This is a genomic window from Brucella pituitosa (assembly GCF_003049685.1).
In the GTDB taxonomy this organism is placed as follows: domain Bacteria; phylum Pseudomonadota; class Alphaproteobacteria; order Rhizobiales; family Rhizobiaceae; genus Brucella; species Brucella pituitosa.
In genome coordinates, this window is the sequence record NZ_PYSY02000002.1 from 567,325 (window position 1) to 582,484 (window position 15,160).

Sequence of the window (15,160 nt, forward strand, 5' to 3'; positions counted from 1 at the left end):
TCAATCTGAAATCAGAAGACCTTGGAGAACTCGTCGATGTTCGAAGCATCATAAACGAATGGATCGCTCATCGCCGCTTCACCGTTTTCACCAATCTTGATCTTGCCCATACGTCCGGCTTCGATTTCCGAACCGGGCTTGCCATCGGCATCACCCTTTACGAGGTGATAGGCAATCTGCGTGGCCGAATAGCCAAGGTCGATCGGGTTCCAGATCGCAAATTCCTTGGTCGCGCCCGACTTGATGGCACCAGCCATTTCGGACGGAAGACCAAGGCCGGTTACATAGACATCGCCGATCTTGCCAGCATCTTTGACTGCCTGCGAGGCCGCAAGTACACCAACGGTGGTCGGAGCGACAATCACCTTCACATTTGGATTGGAGGTGAGGAGGCCTTGCGCTTCGCGATAGCTCTTATCGGCAAGGTCATCGCCGTAAACGGTGGTTACGAGATTGAGGCCCGGAAAATCCTTGAGCTGCTTCTTCATCTCGTCAATCCAGATGTTCTGGTTGGTCGAGGTGGTCGTTGCCGACAGGATTGCGAAATCGCCCTTGCCATCTGGCAGATGGTGAGCCGCAAGCGTCAGACACATCTTGCCGATCAGATCATTGGACGAGGGGTTAAGATGGACAATGCGGCCTTCGGCTGCGACGCCGGAATCCCACGAGATAACCTTGATGCCACGCTGCGCAGCTTTCTTGAGCGCCGGCACAACAGCATCCGGATCATTGGCTGAGATAGCAATTGCATCTACGCCCTGAGCGATCAGCGAATTGATGACTTCGATCTGGCCTTCAGCTGTGGTTGTTGTAGGGCCGGTATAGATGACCTCAACGCCACCCAGTTCCTTGGCTGCTTCCTGTGCGCCTTTGTTGGCAGCTTCAAAGAAGCCATTACCAAGCGATTTTGCAACAAGTGCGATCTTCATATCGGCAGCCTGAGCAGCTGTCGCCATGAAGGCAACGGCCAGCGCTGTGCCCATTGCCAGTTTCTTGAAAAGTTTCATGTCCTATTCCTCCCGATTAAGAACATTAAGATTGATAAATCCGGTTCAGGCGACTTCTGTGGCTTCCCCCCGTTCGCTACCCTTACCGACATTGGAAGAAACCTGAGCTACGATGAGCTTAATGCCTGCATTTTCCACCATCCGCCGCGCCTCATCCGAAATGCCATCATCGGTGATCAGCGTGCTGATACGGTCGAGAGGACAGAGAATGAGACTGGAGCGACGGGTGAATTTCGATGAATCGACCATCAGAACAATATCGTCTGCCTGGCCCATCAGTTTTTGTTCGCTTTGAATGATCAGTGCGTCCGATTCCATCACGCCGAGAGGGCTGACGCCCTGGCAGCCCATGAACATGCGCCGACCGTAGAAATTACGGATCACATCATTATCGAAGGGCGAGAGAATAAGGCTCTGATCGCGATATATGGCTCCACCGGGCACAATAACCGTGCTTTTGGATTGACGCAGAAGATGTTCCGCAATGGCAAAGGAATTGGTCAGCACCTGCAATCGACGCGCTGCGAGATAATGCACCATCTGAAACGTGGTCGAACCGCCATTGATGATGATGCTGTCACCTTCCTCACAAAGCGACACAGCCTCACGAGCGATTGCGCGCTTGCGGTCGGTATTTTCAGTCTCCGATACTTTGAAAGGTCGGCCAGCAAGACTGCCGAGCTGCGGTGGATGAATGGCCTCCGCGCCACCACGCACCCGCTTGATGCGGCCCTGCATATGAAGCGATGCAATGTCGCGCCGAAGGGTCGCTTCCGACGCCTCCGTTAATTCCACCAGATCCTGAATGGTGATCACCGGCTTTTCCTGAACTGCGCTCAGGATAATACGGTGGCGCTCTCTTTCGTGCATGGCTCCTCCTCTTTCTTGTATCAAACACAAATGCGGTCAGTGTCAATCACAAACAATCAACTTTATGCAAAATAAGAACGCTAATGCTCATTTATGATTGTTTGTGATTGACATTAATTTGCACATTACGCCATATCTGTCGCCAGCATGATCGTTTGTGCGCGAAAAAGAAAGCGCGCAATCAGGTCTTCACCATAAAACGGGAGGATGACATGGTGGCCCAAAGCAGGCTTTTGGATAACCGGTGGGATGATGCCAAAGCAGCGACGCTGGATGAACCGGGCAAACTGCTCTATCGCTCCAATCTCCTTGGTTCCGACAAGCGCATCACCAATTATGGTGGCGGCAATACGTCTGCAAAGGTTGAGGAAATTGATCCGCTGACGGGCCAGAAGGTACAGGTTCTCTGGGTCAAAGGCTCAGGCGGCGACGTCGGCACGATCAAGCTTGATGGCTTTGCCACGCTTTATCAAGACAAGCTCGATGCACTGAAAGGGATTTACAAAGGCGTTGACGATGAAGACCGCATGGTCGGCTTTCTTCCGCATTGTACCTTCAACCTCAATCCGCGCGCAGCGTCCATCGATACGCCACTGCATGGTTTCGTACCATTCACCCATGTCGATCACATGCATCCGGATGCGATCATCGCGATCGCCGCTTCGAAAAATTCCCGCGAACTGACGGTCGAGATTTTTGGCGATGACATTGGCTGGCTGCCATGGCGCCGTCCCGGCTTTCAGCTGGGTCTCGACCTCGAAGCCTTTGTGAAGTCAAATCCGAAGGCAAAGGGCGTAGTCCTTGAAAGTCATGGGCTTTTCACCTGGGCCAATGATGCAAAGACCTGTTATGAGACAACCCTTGCAATCATCAACAAGGCTATTGAATGGCTTGATCAGAAGACGAGCAGCAAAGCTGCATTCGGCGGAGCTGTTGCGCAAAGCCTTGACGCATCGGAACGTCGCGCCATTGCGGCACGTCTTATGCCGGAGATTCGCGGGCTGATCAGCAAAGACGAGCGCAAGCTTGGTCATTTCGATGATCAGGATGCCGTGCTTGAATTCGTGAATGCGAAAGATCTTCAGCCGCTGGCCCGCCTTGGCACATCTTGTCCGGATCATTTCCTGCGCACGAAAATCCGTCCGCTCGTGATCGATTTCAATCCAGCCAAGCCGGATATTGACGGCATCGTTGCCGGACTTGAAGCTTCGCTTGAAGCCTATCGCGCTGATTACACGCGCTATTATGAGAGCTGCAAGCACAATAACTCACCCAAAATGCGCGATCCAAACCCGGTGATTTTCCTCATTCCCGGCGTTGGAATGCTGTCATTTGCACGCGACAAGGCGACCGCTCGCATTGCTGGCGAGTTCTACGTCAACGCGATCAACGTCATGCGCGGCGCGTCCGCCGTGTCCGAATATCAGGGCTTGCCTGAACAGGAAGCCTTCGACATCGAATATTGGTTGCTTGAGGAAGCCAAACTTCAGCGTATGCCGAAGCCTAAAAGCCTTGCAGGTCGAATTGCATTCATCACCGGCGGAGCAGGCGGCATCGGTTATGCGACCGCAGAACGCCTTGCAAGCGAGGGCGCTTGCGTAGTTTTGGCGGATATTGATGCAGGATCGCTCAAATCCGCTCATGAGAATCTGTCGAAACGCTTCGGCTCAGATCAGGTACGCAGCGTCGAGCTGAATGTGACTGATGAAAAGGCGGTGATAAATGCCTTCACTGAGGCCAGCGCGGAACTCGGCGGCATCGATATTCTCGTATCCAATGCAGGCATTGCATCGTCGGCACCCATCGAGACGACAGAACTTTCGATGTGGAACCGCAATATAGATATTCTGGCAACGGGCTATTTCCTCGTTTCACGCGAGGCGTTCCGCCTGTTTCGACGTCAGAAGATCGGTGGCAATGTTGTCTTCGTTGCCTCAAAGAACGGCCTTGCCGCATCACCCGGCGCATCTGCATATTGCACGGCAAAGGCCGCCGAAATTCATCTGGCACGTTGTCTGGCGCTTGAAGGTGCAGAGGCTGGCATCCGGGTGAATGTCGTCAACCCTGATGCGGTTTTGCGTGGCTCGAAAATCTGGGACGGTGAGTGGCGTGAGCAACGTGCGGCATCTTCCAAAATCGATGTCACGGAACTGGAAGAGCATTACCGCAAGCGCTCACTCTTAAAGCTCAATGTGCTGCCGGAAGATATTGCGGAAGCGATCTACTTCCTTGCGAGTGATGCCTCGGCCAAATCCACCGGCAATATCATCAATGTGGATGCAGGAAACCAGCAGAGCTTTCCGCGCTGATCATTGAAAAGGCGGGCGAGGCGATCTTGCCTTCCTGCCTTTTATCCAGGAAATTGAGGACATTCTGGGAGGAACCATGTCCGAACAACGTATTGCAGCCGATTTCATCGCTGAGCATAATTTCGGTTACGAAGACGCATTGAAGAGCGACTATCAGGCCCTTGGCGAGCAGCTTGCACGTCGCGGCATTGAAATCGACAAGATAACCCAAAAAGTCGCGGAATATTTTGTTGCCGTGCCTTCATGGGGTACAGGCACCGGGGGCACACGCTTCGGTCGTTTCCCCGGTCGCGGTGAACCACGCGGTATTTTCGACAAGCTCAATGATTGTGCTGTCATCAACGAGCTCTCCCGCGCAACACCGAATGTCTCGCTGCATATTCCATGGGATAAAGCTGATCCAAAAAAGCTGATGGCACATGCCACTGCCTTGGGACTTGGTTTTGACGCAATGAATTCCAACACGTTTGCAGATTCAGCCGATCAGCAACATTCCTATAAATATGGCTCGCTCACGCATGTGGATGCGGCGGTCCGCGCGCAGGCTGTTGAACATAATATTGAGTGTATCGAAATCGGAAATGCCATTGGTTCAAAAGCGTTGACCGTTTGGCTTGCTGACGGCTCCAACTTTCCGGGCCAGCAGAATTTCACCCGCGCATTCGAGCGCTATCTGCATTCGATGGGCGAGATTTATAAGGTACTCCCGGACGATTGGCGGCTGTTTTCCGAACATAAAATGTATGAACCAGCCTTTTATTCCACCGTCGTACAGGACTGGGGCACCAATTATCTCATTGCGACTACACTCGGTCAGAAAGCACAATGTCTCGTCGATCTCGGTCACCATGCTCCCAACACCAATATCGAAATGATCGTTGCGCGACTAATGCAGTTCGGAAAACTTGGCGGCTTCCACTTTAACGACAGTAAATATGGCGACGACGATCTCGATGCAGGATCTATCGATCCATATCGCCTGTTCCTCGTCTTCAATGAGTTGGTTGATGCGGATTATCGCGGTATGAAGGATTTTCATCCCGCCCACATGATTGATCAGTCGCATAATGTAACCGATCCACTGGAAAGTCTTATCTCTTCAGCAAATGAAATCCGCCGCGCCTATGCGCAAGCACTATTGGTGGATCGTGAAGCGCTGGAAACCTATCAGCAGGAAAATGACGCACTCATGGCGTCAGATACGCTGAAACGTGCTTATCGCACAGATGTAGAACCGATATTGGCCGAAGCACGTCGCCGAACAGGCGGTGCAATCGAGCCGATCTCAGCTTATCGCGCGAGTGGCTATCGTGAGAAAGTTGCCAGGAAGCGCCCGGAAAGCAGAAGCGACGGCGGCGCTTTCAACTAAGGCATATCTCAATCGGGGAGCGTCCTTATAAGAACGCTCCCCGTTTCTTTTGGTCTAGAGCATGTCTCCCAAAAGTGGGAACCGGTTTTGGGATAAAGACATGCGTAAAAACAAATGGATAGAGCATTTCCAATGACTCAAGCAAAACAGGAAATGCTCTATTGAGCTTTTCTGAATGTCAGATTGTAGCGATAGCGCCCCAAATGCGGGTGTTCACCGTCTTTGAGCGCCAGAATACCGTGATAGAACAGTCTTGACGGGCCGCCCCAGACGACCACGTCGCCATGATGCAGCACAAATTTGCGCACCGGGTCATTGCGCTGCAAACCACCGAACTGAAATGTCGCGGGAAGGCCAAGCGATACGGACACAATCGGATTGGTGAAATCCTTTTCGTCCTTATCCTGATGCAGCGACATCTTAGCGCCCGGTTCATAGCGATTAATCAGGCAGGCATCGGGTGAAAATGCAGCGTAACCCGCTTCCTGCGCAGCAATTTCCGCAAGGCTGCGCAAAGCATCCGGCATCTGAGGCCAGGGCCGGTCAGTCTCCGGATCGACTGGACTGTAACGATAGCCGCGTCGATCCGTGACCCAACCGTATTTGCCACAATTGGTCATCGCCACTGACATGCGAAAACCGCCCGGGGTCGTCATGTGGCGAAACGGTGCTTCACCAGCAACACCTTCTAAGGCACTGATAATATTTTTGTCGTTCGCAAGAGCAAAGCTGCGCAAAAGCACGGCACCGTCCGCGAGATCTTCGCGTGTTTCGAGACTGGAAAAGAGATCGTTCATTGAGCGATCTTAGCACAAAGCCTTGCCACTTCTTCCCGAAAGTTGCTTCCAAACTTTGTGCTCTTGACAACGCTCAAGACTCGTAACATATAAAGTTACATGAAAAGAGATAGCAAATTATCGGGCGTTCTGCACGTCCTCCTTCACATGGCAGAATATCAGAAGCCGGTGACTTCTGAGGTGCTGGCCAAAGCAATGGGCACCAATCCTGTTGTTGTCCGCCGTGTTATGGGCGGCCTGCGTGAGCAGGGTTATGTTCGTTCCGAAAAAGGACACGGTGGCGGTTGGGAGATTGCCTGCGATCTATCAAAGGTCACGTTGCGAGACATCTATAATGCCATCGGCAAACCTTCGTTGCTTGCCATGAGCAACCGTACCGAAATGCCGGGATGCATCGTTGAGCAGGCAGTCAATGCTTCTCTGAATAAAGCGTTTCACGATGCTGAGGAACTCTTGTTGAAGCGCTTTGGCGAAGTTTCACTCGCCATGTTGAGCGAGGATTTCCATAAACGCGCCCTCGAACGCGGCGCGACATTCGATCTGGAGACAGCGCATGACGCATCATGATGCAATCATTATCGGCGGTAGCTTTGCCGGACTTACCGCTGCAACTTACATCGCACGCGGCAGACGATCAGTCCGCGTGATCGACGCAGGCGAACCCCGCAATCGCTTCGCTGAGCATTCGCATGGCTTCTTCGCACAGGATGGAAGTAATCCGGCAGCCATGCTCGAAACGGCAAGGGCTCAGGTACAAGCCTATCCAAGTGTCACAATAACCCACGGGAAGGCGATAGGTGGAGTCGGCGAGATTGATGATTTTTCAGTACAGCTCGATTCAGGCGAGACAGTGCGCGGACGCAGGCTCATTTTTGCCTTTGGCATCTCGGACGTGTTACCAGATGTTCCGGGGCTTGCGGAACGATGGGGCAGTTCGGTAATCCACTGCCCATATTGCCATGGTTATGAGTTCAGCGGCAGAAAACTTGGCGTGCTGAACCTTTCACCCATGTCTGTCCATCAGGCCATGCTGATCGCGGAATGGGGGCCAACGACATTCTATTTGAACGGTGGCGATGAACCGGATGCTGCGACACTCACAGAGCTGGAAAAGCGTGGCATCAATATAGAATCTGCCAAAGTGGCCCATTTACGAGGCGAGGGCACTTCTCTGTCGGAGATTGAATTGGCTGACGGCCGGATGTCGTCTGCGGAAGCTCTGTATATAGCCCCCCGCAATCGGCTCAATAGTTCCATTGCCGAGCAATTCGGCTGCACGCTTGAGGACATGCCACTCGGTAAAACCATCAAGACCGACGAGATGAAAGCGACCAGTGTTGCGGGAATTTATGCAGCGGGCGATGTTTCGCGCGGCGCGCATAGTGTTGCCTGGTCGGTTTCAGACGGCGTTACCGCAGGCGTCTCGGCTCACCGCTCGCTAGTCTTCCAGAGCTAGATTGCATTGTAAAAAACGGGGCTAATACCCCGTTTTTATTTTGTAATTTAGAGCTAAGCATCAGTGCCGAAACGCTCCTCGCTGAGTGCCGCCGCCATCAGCGCTTTGGTATATTCCTCACGCGGACTATCGAAGACCTGCTCTGTATCGCCTTGCTCCACGATCTTACCGTTCTTCATCACGATCACGTAGTCTGATACCGCACGGACCACTGCCATATCATGGCTGATGAAGAGGTAAGAAAGCCCATGATCCTTTTGCAAATCGCGCAAGAGCGTGACGATCTGCTTTTGGACCGAGCGATCAAGCGCACTTGTCGGCTCGTCAAGTACGATCACCTTTGGCTTCAAGATCATGGTGCGTGCAATGGCGATGCGCTGACGCTGACCACCCGAGAACTCGTGCGGATAGCGATTGCGCATCGCCGGGTCCATGTCGACTTCCTTAAGCGCTTCACAGGCACGGCGGTCGCGTTCCTTGGCCGAAAGGTTCGGCTCATGGATCAAAAGCCCTTCGGTGATGATGCGGCCCACAGTCATGCGTGGGCTTAGGGAACCGAACGGATCCTGGAACACAAGCTGCAGCTCGCGGCGCTTTGGACGCATTGCCTGCGATTCCGTCGGCAATTCTTTGCCGAGATAAGCGATGCGGCCTTCTGACGGGAGCAGACGCAGAATGGCGCGACCGAGCGTAGACTTGCCGGAACCGGATTCCCCGACAATACCGATGGTCTGGCCTTGTTTGAGAGTCAGAGAAACATCGTTGACGGCTGTGAGATAGGTTGCCGTGCCCAGCCAAGGTTTGTTGATAAGGAAATTGACCTTCACATTATCAGCACGGATGAGCACCGGCGCTCCATCAGGCGGTGAGAGTTTTTCACCTTCCGGTTCAGCATCCAGCAGCATCTTCGTATAAGGATGCTCTGGTGCTGTGAAGAGTTTCTCGGTTTCGTTGGTTTCGACCACTTCGCCGTAACGCATGACATAAACCCGGTCCGCAAAGCGGCGAACAATCCCGAGATCATGCGTGATGAAGACCACCGCCATGCCGAGCCGCTTTTGCAGATCTGCCAGCAGGTCGAGTATCTGCGCCTGAATGGTAACGTCGAGCGCAGTCGTCGGCTCGTCAGCGATCAGAACATCCGGCTCGTTGGCGAGCGCCATGGCAATCATCACACGCTGGCGCTGTCCGCCCGAAAGCTCATAAGGATAGCTGTCGATGCGGCGCTCCGGTTCCGGAATGCCAACCAGTTTGAGCAATTCAAGAATACGCGGGCGCGCTTCCTTTTTGCTCATGCCACGATGATATCGCAGCGGTTCGGCCAACTGATCGCCAATGCGATAAAGCGGGTCGAGCGAGGTCATCGGCTCCTGAAAGATCATCGTGATCTTTGCACCGCGTATCTTATTGAGTGCCTTATCGGTCATACCGATCAGGTCCTGCCCGCGATAGAGCGCTTGCCCAGTAGCCTTCCCGTTCTGGGCCAGCAGGCCCATCATCGCCATGGTTGTCTGACTTTTACCGGACCCGGACTCACCGACGATAGCGACGGTCTCACCGGCTTTGACATCCAGATTGATGCCACGGACGGCTTCAACCGGTCCGTCGTTTGTATCGAAGGTAACGCGCAGGTCGTGCACGCTCAGAATGTTTTCGTTCGTCATCTCAGCGATCCTTCGGGTCAAGGCTGTCACGCAGGCCGTCGCCAAGGAAGTTCAGCGCAAACAGGATGATGGTCAGCGTTGCGGCAGGCCAGATCAATTGCCAGCTTGCGCCGCGCATGTTCTGAGCACCTTCCGAAATGAGAAGACCGAGCGAGGTGAGAGGGTCCTGAACACCGAGGCCGAGGAACGACAAGAGGCTTTCAAGAAGGATTGCCTTGGGCACCAGCAGCGTCACAAAGACGATGACCGGTCCGAGCGCGTTCGGGATGATATGTCGTGTGATGACACCACGCCGCGTTGCGCCAAGTGCTTCTGCCGCCTGCACGAATTCCTGACGTTTGAGGCTCAATGTTTGCCCGCGCACGATGCGCGCCATATCCAGCCATTCCGTCGCGCCGATGGCGATGAAGATGATGAAAATGGATCGCCCAAAGAAGACGAGCATCAATATCACAAAGAAGATGAAAGGCAGCGAATAAAGGATGTCGACAAGTCGCATCATAATGTTGTCGGCACGTCCACCGAGGTAGCCCGATATCGCACCATATCCAACACCAAGCACCAAAGCCATCGCCGAAGCCAACAGACCGATGGCAAGCGACATACGAACGCCAATGAAAATGCGTGTCATCAGATCACGACCGAGATTATCAGTACCAAGTACGAAATAATTGCGCGCGACATTCAACGTAAGCTTACCCGACAGCCCATCTGCAGCAAGTTCGATCTTAGGATTGCTAAACAGGTCAGAGCGCTGGAAATAGCGCAACACCCGCTCATCCGTCGGACGCTGTGCGGTGAAGTCAACTACGATATTGTTGCCCGTCAGCTCCGGCTCCGCGGACGCATTCAGACGGGCGCGGGCGAGCTCGCGTTCCAGTCCCGGCATAATCGTATCAGCACGCGGATAAGCCTCCAGACTTGGAGCCACACGCACAAACTGCGGATAGATTTTGTCGTAAGGATGCGGGCTGACCATAGGGCCAAAAATGCCGATAAGTGCCAGTACGATAAGGACGATGGCGCTTGTAACCGCTGCCTTGTTCTTGCGCAGGCGCAACCAGGCGTCCTGCCAGAGCGAACGACTTTTGACGGTTGCAAGCTTTTCTGTTTCTGCCGGTACGGTAAGGTCAGTCATAGCGAACCCTCGGATCAAGCCATGCATAAAGAAGGTCGACGATGAGATTGAACACCACGACGAAAACGGAAATCACAACCACAGTGCCCATAACCATCGTGTAATCGCGGCTCAACGCGCCTTGCACGAAGTAACGACCGATGCCGGGAATGCCGAAGATGGTTTCAACAACGACTGAGCCAGTGAGAAGTGCTGCGGCTGTAGGACCAAGATAGGAAACAGCGGGCAGCATGGCGGCACGTAAGGCATGTACCCCAACCACAACACGCGACGGCAAGCCATAGGCGCGGGCAGTGCGAACATGATTGGCGCGCAATGCTTCAATCGTTGCACCGCGCACAAGACGGGCGATCACGCCGACCTGCGGCAAAGCCAGTGTCAGCACCGGCAATATCCAGTATGTGATATTCGCTGACGACCAGCCACCAGCCGGAACCCAACCGAGAATGACACCAAAAAGCAGGCTGAGGAGAGGGGCAACAACGAAATTCGGCGTTGTGATGCCAAAAGTTGCAAGCGCTACGACGAAATAGTCGATGGAAGAATTCTGCTTCAGCGCTGCAATTGTACCGAGAAATGTTCCGATAATCGCGGCGAGACTAAGCGCCAGAGCGCCCAGCATGATCGAAACCGGAAGACCGGAAGCAAACAGGTCATTTACGGTAAAATCGCGACGCGTGAAGCTTGGCCCCAAATCCCCACGCAGCAGATTGCCCAGATAAATGAGATACTGCTGCCACAGCGGCGCATCCATATTGTAGGCTTTCTTGAGGTTCTCAAGGATCAGCGGATCGATCGGGCGCTCGAGATCGAAAGGCCCGCCGGGTGCCAGTCTTATAAGGAAGAATGTCAAAGTCACTATTATAAAGATTGTGGGTATTGCACTACCCAATCGTCGGAGCGTGTAGCTCAGCATTTGTTATTTCCCTTCTTTGCCGAACCACCTGAAATGGCTCGGCAAATCCCACTAAGGGTGTTGTTTTCTTGCGTTTTTTAATTTTTTACGGATAGCCAGCGCGTGCCGTGCGAATTCATGAGGTTATCTTCGTAACCCTGAACGCGGTCGGCAACGAGAGCAGTGGAAGAATAGTACATCAGCGGCACAACCGCTCCTTCATCGAGCAATATCTTCTCTGCTTCAGCCAGGATTTTTGCGCGTTCGGCGAGATCGGTCGTCGTTGCAGATTTCGCCATCAACGCGTCATAATCCTTGTTCGACCATTCGGCATAATTGAAGTAATTGCCGGTGGTATAAAGCTCCATGAACGAATTCGGATCGTTGTAATCGCCGATCCAGCCGTCACGGGTGATGTCGAACATCCCCTTTTCCTGAAGGTAGTTGTAGAAGGTGGCGCCTTCGACTTCGTTGAGCGTTGCCTTGATGCCGATATTGCCCAGCATGTTGGCAAGCGCCGCCATGGTATTCTTGTGGTTTTCCGAGGTATTGTAGCGCAGCGTCACGGAAAGGCTACCCGGCTGGACACCGGCTTCCTGCAGCAATTCCTTGGCCTTGTCCTCGCGGTCCAGCACATCCTCGTCGGCGAAATCCAGCTTCGGCGCGTCCTTGACGTAATTCGCAATGCCGGGCGGCACCATGGAACTGGCTGGCAGCATCACACCGCGCCAGACTTCATTGGCGAGGAACTCACGATCGACGGCCATCGATATGGCCTTGCGCACGCGCGGATCGCGCAGCTTGCTCGATGGCTCGCCTTTGATGTCGACATAATAGATGCCAAGATAGGGAGCGAGGCGGAACTGACCGCCGAGGTTCTTCTTCACATAGTCCATCTGTTCGGCAGGAACATCGGAACAGATATCGACTTCTTTCGCCTCAAAGCGGCGCATGCAGCTCGCCCGGTCTTCAAACGGTATCCAGTTCACCGCATCGACCGTCACATTGGAAGCGTCCCAATAGTTCGGGTTCTTCTTCATGGAGATCTTGTCATTGGGAGTAAAGCTGACAAGTGTATAGGCGCCGTTGGTAATCATATTGCCGGGCAGGGTGAACTTGTCGCCGAACTGCTCGACAGCCTTTTTGTTTATCGGGAAGCCGGTCTGGTGGGTGAGTAGCTCCAGAAAATAGGGAGCAGGGTTCTTCAGGGTAATCTGAAGCGTTTTGTCGTCCAGCGCCTTCACGCCCAGCTGGTCGACAGGCATCTTGCCGGTGGCGACTTCCTCGGCATTTTTGATGGCGTAAAGGACGCTCGCATAGCCCGCAGCCGTCTTAGGGTCCATGATGCGCTGGAAGGTAAATTCGAAATCGCTGGCGGTAACAGGGTCACCGTTCGACCATTTGGCGTTCTCGCGCATATGGAAAGTGTAGGTGAGACCGTCTTCGGAAATATCCCAGGATGTTGCTGCCCCCGGAATTGCTTCGCCCTTCTCGTTTTGCGCCAGCAAACCTTCATATAGATCGCGAAGAACACGGTTTTCAGAAATAGTCGTCGTATGCTGCTGATCCAATGTTGCAGGATCAGTATCATTGCCACGATTGAGCACTGTTTCAGCTAAAGAGGCACTGCCGAGCGAAACCAGGCAAACGCCTGCCAATAAAATTTCGCGAACCATCGAGAACTCCCATAAAAATTTAAAAATATGTGTCCCATGAAAAAGGAACCCTCCGACCTTCCCGAGATCGAAAGAAAAAGGGGCTGCACCTTTCGGTGCAGCCCGAACTGAAAATTTATTGTTTGAACGAAAGCCAACGGGTCTTGTGGCTGTCCATAAGGTTGTCATTCCAGCCGTCGAGCTTATCGGAAACAAGAGCGCGGGAGGAATAATAAAGGATTGGAATATTGCTCATATCATCGAGCTTGAGCTGCTCTGCTTCAGCCAGAACCTTGGCACGCGCATCGAGATCAAGGATTTTCTCTGCTTCGGCCATCTTCGCATCATATTCCGGATTTTTCACCTTGGAATAGTTGAAGCTGACATCGCTCTGGCTGATGTAAAGGAAGTTCTGTGGATCGTTATAATCGCCGATCCAGCCAGCGCGTGCGATATCAAACGGGCCATCTTCACGCAGGAAGTTGAAGTAGGTAGCGCCTTCGGTTTCGTTGAGCGTCGCTTTCACACCGATATTGCCGAGCTGATCAGCAATTGCTGCCATGGTATTCTTGTTGTTTTCAGACGTGTTGTAGAGCAGCTCGATCGAAAGCGAGTTCGGCTCAACGCCGGCTTCTTTCAACAATTCCTTGGCCTTGTCTTCACGATCCAGCATGTCATCGGAATAGTTGAGCTTCGGCGCATCCTTGACGTAGTGATTGATGCCCGGAGGGACCATTGAGTAACCCGGCAGCATGGTGCCTTGCCAGACCTGATTGGCGATGAAGTCACGGTCGATAGCCATGGAAATCGCCTGACGGACACGAGGGTCCTTCATCTTGCTGTCAGCGGTCTTGCCCTTAACCGGCAGGTAATAAACGCCGAGATAAGGCGCCAGACGGAATTCGTTGGCAAGGTTCTTCTTCACATAGTCCATCTGTTCAGCTGGCACGTCAGAACAAACCTGCACTTCCTTGGCTTCGAAACGGCGCATGCAGCTGGCGCGATCTTCGAATGGAATCCAGTTGATCGTATCAATCTTGACCTGATCCGCTTCGTAGTAATTCGGGTTCTTCTTCATGACGATCTTGTCGTTCGGCGTGAAGCTGACAAGTTCATAAGCGCCGTTCGTAACCATTTTACCCGGCGTTGTGAACTTGTCGCCATTTTCCTCAACGCTCTTCTGGTGTAACGGGAAACCCGTCTGGTGCGTCAGAAGCTCAAGGAAATACGGAGCAGGGGAGTTCAGCGTAACCTTCAGCGTGTGATCGTCTACAGCTTCAACGCCAAGCTCATCGACAGGCTTTTTGCCACCAGCAACATCTTCAGCATTTTTGATAACAAACAGCATGCTGGCGTAGCCCGCAGCGGTTTTCGGGTCCATCAGACGGCGGAAAGCAAACTGGAAATCGCCAGCCGTAACCGGGTCTCCATTCGACCACTTGGCATTGTCGCGTAGGTGAAAGGTATATGAGGTGCCATCTTCTGATATATCCCAAGACTTCGCCACTCCTGGGATAGCTTCGCCATCAGCATTCTGAATGGTCAGGCCGTCGTAAAGATCACGAAGCACATTGCCTTCGGAAACAGTGGACGTGCGATGATGGTCAAGCGTTGCTGGATCGGTGTCGTTGCCACGGTTGAGAACAGTCTGAGCCGATGCCGCTCCCATCAGTGCCAAAAGACATACGCTTGTCAGTAAAGTTTTGCGAAACACGAAGAACCCCTCCTTGGTAATTTTTGAAATGGCGTGCATCTTATGGATAAGATCGGCTCTTGCAAGAGAAGTTCTCAACACACTGAATTGTTTCACAGATTGACGACAGCAAAGCTAATTTAGAAGGCAAAATTTTGGTACGCAACGGCAGCCTAACGACCGATTTGCGCTTGATACAAGGGCGCATAAAAATCATGAAAACTCCTTATTTTACGGACTTTTGCGCTACTGTTGTCAGCAGTTTCATTCGGTTCAACACGTGCGATTCGCCTAATTTTTGATCAAC

12 protein-coding genes are annotated in these 15,160 nt (G+C 53.0%); 4 read left to right on the forward strand and 8 right to left on the reverse strand.

Annotated elements, in window-relative coordinates; translation table 11 throughout:
• Positions 1-11: 11 nt before the first annotated feature.
• Both rhaS and C9380_RS14925 read right to left on the reverse strand, forming a co-directional pair.
• The gene (gene rhaS / locus C9380_RS14920) at positions 12-1,007 is read right to left on the reverse strand and encodes a rhamnose ABC transporter substrate-binding protein (protein ID WP_024897909.1); all 996 of its coding nucleotides are present in this window, start codon (positions 1,005-1,007) and stop codon (positions 12-14) included.
• Positions 1,008-1,052: 45 nt separating this feature from the next.
• Entirely contained in the window at positions 1,053-1,877 is an 825-nt protein-coding gene (locus C9380_RS14925; RefSeq protein WP_128093888.1) for a DeoR/GlpR family DNA-binding transcription regulator, read from the reverse strand.
• Positions 1,878-2,089: 212 nt separating this feature from the next.
• Here C9380_RS14925 and C9380_RS14930 point away from each other — a divergent pair, with 212 nt between their 5' ends.
• Together C9380_RS14930 and rhaI are read left to right on the forward strand one after the other, a co-directional pair.
• Entirely contained in the window at positions 2,090-4,186 is a 2,097-nt protein-coding gene (locus C9380_RS14930) for a bifunctional rhamnulose-1-phosphate aldolase/short-chain dehydrogenase (protein WP_128093889.1), read from the forward strand.
• A 76-nt stretch (positions 4,187-4,262) separates the two neighbouring features.
• On the forward strand, positions 4,263-5,555 hold the full coding sequence (rhaI, locus tag C9380_RS14935; RefSeq protein WP_128093890.1) for an L-rhamnose catabolism isomerase: 1,293 nt from the start codon (positions 4,263-4,265) through the stop codon (positions 5,553-5,555).
• A 158-nt stretch (positions 5,556-5,713) separates the two neighbouring features.
• Here the strand turns inward: rhaI and alkB are convergent, their stop codons facing one another.
• Positions 5,714-6,352, reverse strand: coding sequence for a DNA oxidative demethylase AlkB (gene alkB / locus C9380_RS14940; RefSeq protein WP_128093891.1), 639 nt, complete (start codon positions 6,350-6,352; stop codon positions 5,714-5,716).
• A 99-nt stretch (positions 6,353-6,451) separates the two neighbouring features.
• Here alkB and C9380_RS14945 point away from each other — a divergent pair, with 99 nt between their 5' ends.
• Positions 6,452-6,919: an Rrf2 family transcriptional regulator gene (locus tag C9380_RS14945; protein ID WP_024897914.1), complete on the forward strand. Its 468-nt coding sequence runs from the start codon at positions 6,452-6,454 to the stop codon at positions 6,917-6,919.
• Complete coding sequence (locus C9380_RS14950) at positions 6,906-7,808, forward strand: NAD(P)/FAD-dependent oxidoreductase (protein ID WP_128093892.1); 903 nt, start codon at positions 6,906-6,908, stop codon at positions 7,806-7,808. The genes C9380_RS14945 and C9380_RS14950 overlap by 14 nt, the downstream gene beginning before the upstream one ends.
• A 53-nt stretch (positions 7,809-7,861) precedes the next feature.
• Here the strand turns inward: C9380_RS14950 and C9380_RS14955 are convergent, their stop codons facing one another.
• From C9380_RS14955 to C9380_RS14975, 5 genes are all read right to left on the reverse strand, one after another.
• The gene (locus tag C9380_RS14955) at positions 7,862-9,472 is read right to left on the reverse strand and encodes an ABC transporter ATP-binding protein (RefSeq protein ID WP_128093893.1); all 1,611 of its coding nucleotides are present in this window, start codon (positions 9,470-9,472) and stop codon (positions 7,862-7,864) included.
• Between the two features lies 1 nt (position 9,473).
• Positions 9,474-10,610 (reverse strand): ABC transporter permease, encoded by a 1,137-nt coding sequence (locus tag C9380_RS14960; RefSeq protein WP_105706323.1) that lies wholly within the window; start codon positions 10,608-10,610, stop codon positions 9,474-9,476.
• A complete protein-coding gene (locus C9380_RS14965) occupies positions 10,603-11,526 on the reverse strand; it encodes an ABC transporter permease (protein WP_024897918.1) in 924 nt (307 codons plus the stop codon). Before C9380_RS14965 ends, C9380_RS14960 begins: the two co-directional genes overlap by 8 nt.
• 77 nt (positions 11,527-11,603) lie before the next feature.
• Positions 11,604-13,181: a peptide ABC transporter substrate-binding protein gene (locus C9380_RS14970; protein ID WP_128093894.1), complete on the reverse strand. Its 1,578-nt coding sequence runs from the start codon at positions 13,179-13,181 to the stop codon at positions 11,604-11,606.
• Between the two features lie 115 nt (positions 13,182-13,296).
• A complete protein-coding gene (locus C9380_RS14975) occupies positions 13,297-14,874 on the reverse strand; it encodes a peptide ABC transporter substrate-binding protein (protein WP_128093895.1) in 1,578 nt (525 codons plus the stop codon).
• Positions 14,875-15,160 lie beyond the last annotated feature (286 nt).

What these genes read in the sequence shown, in the direction of transcription:
- rhaS (WP_024897909.1), bottom strand. Translation starts at nt 1,007, where the DNA reads ATGAAACTTTTCAAGAAACTGGCAATGGGCACAGCGCTGGCCGTTGCC.
- C9380_RS14925 (WP_128093888.1), bottom strand. Translation starts at nt 1,877, where the DNA reads ATGCACGAAAGAGAGCGCCACCGTATTATCCTGAGCGCAGTTCAGGAA.
- C9380_RS14930 (WP_128093889.1), top strand. Translation starts at nt 2,090, where the DNA reads ATGGTGGCCCAAAGCAGGCTTTTGGATAACCGGTGGGATGATGCCAAA.
- rhaI (WP_128093890.1), top strand. Translation starts at nt 4,263, where the DNA reads ATGTCCGAACAACGTATTGCAGCCGATTTCATCGCTGAGCATAATTTC.
- alkB (WP_128093891.1), bottom strand. Translation starts at nt 6,352, where the DNA reads ATGAACGATCTCTTTTCCAGTCTCGAAACACGCGAAGATCTCGCGGAC.
- C9380_RS14945 (WP_024897914.1), top strand. Translation starts at nt 6,452, where the DNA reads ATGAAAAGAGATAGCAAATTATCGGGCGTTCTGCACGTCCTCCTTCAC.
- C9380_RS14950 (WP_128093892.1), top strand. Translation starts at nt 6,906, where the DNA reads ATGACGCATCATGATGCAATCATTATCGGCGGTAGCTTTGCCGGACTT.
- C9380_RS14955 (WP_128093893.1), bottom strand. Translation starts at nt 9,472, where the DNA reads ATGACGAACGAAAACATTCTGAGCGTGCACGACCTGCGCGTTACCTTC.
- C9380_RS14960 (WP_105706323.1), bottom strand. Translation starts at nt 10,610, where the DNA reads ATGACTGACCTTACCGTACCGGCAGAAACAGAAAAGCTTGCAACCGTC.
- C9380_RS14965 (WP_024897918.1), bottom strand. Translation starts at nt 11,526, where the DNA reads ATGCTGAGCTACACGCTCCGACGATTGGGTAGTGCAATACCCACAATC.
- C9380_RS14970 (WP_128093894.1), bottom strand. Translation starts at nt 13,181, where the DNA reads ATGGTTCGCGAAATTTTATTGGCAGGCGTTTGCCTGGTTTCGCTCGGC.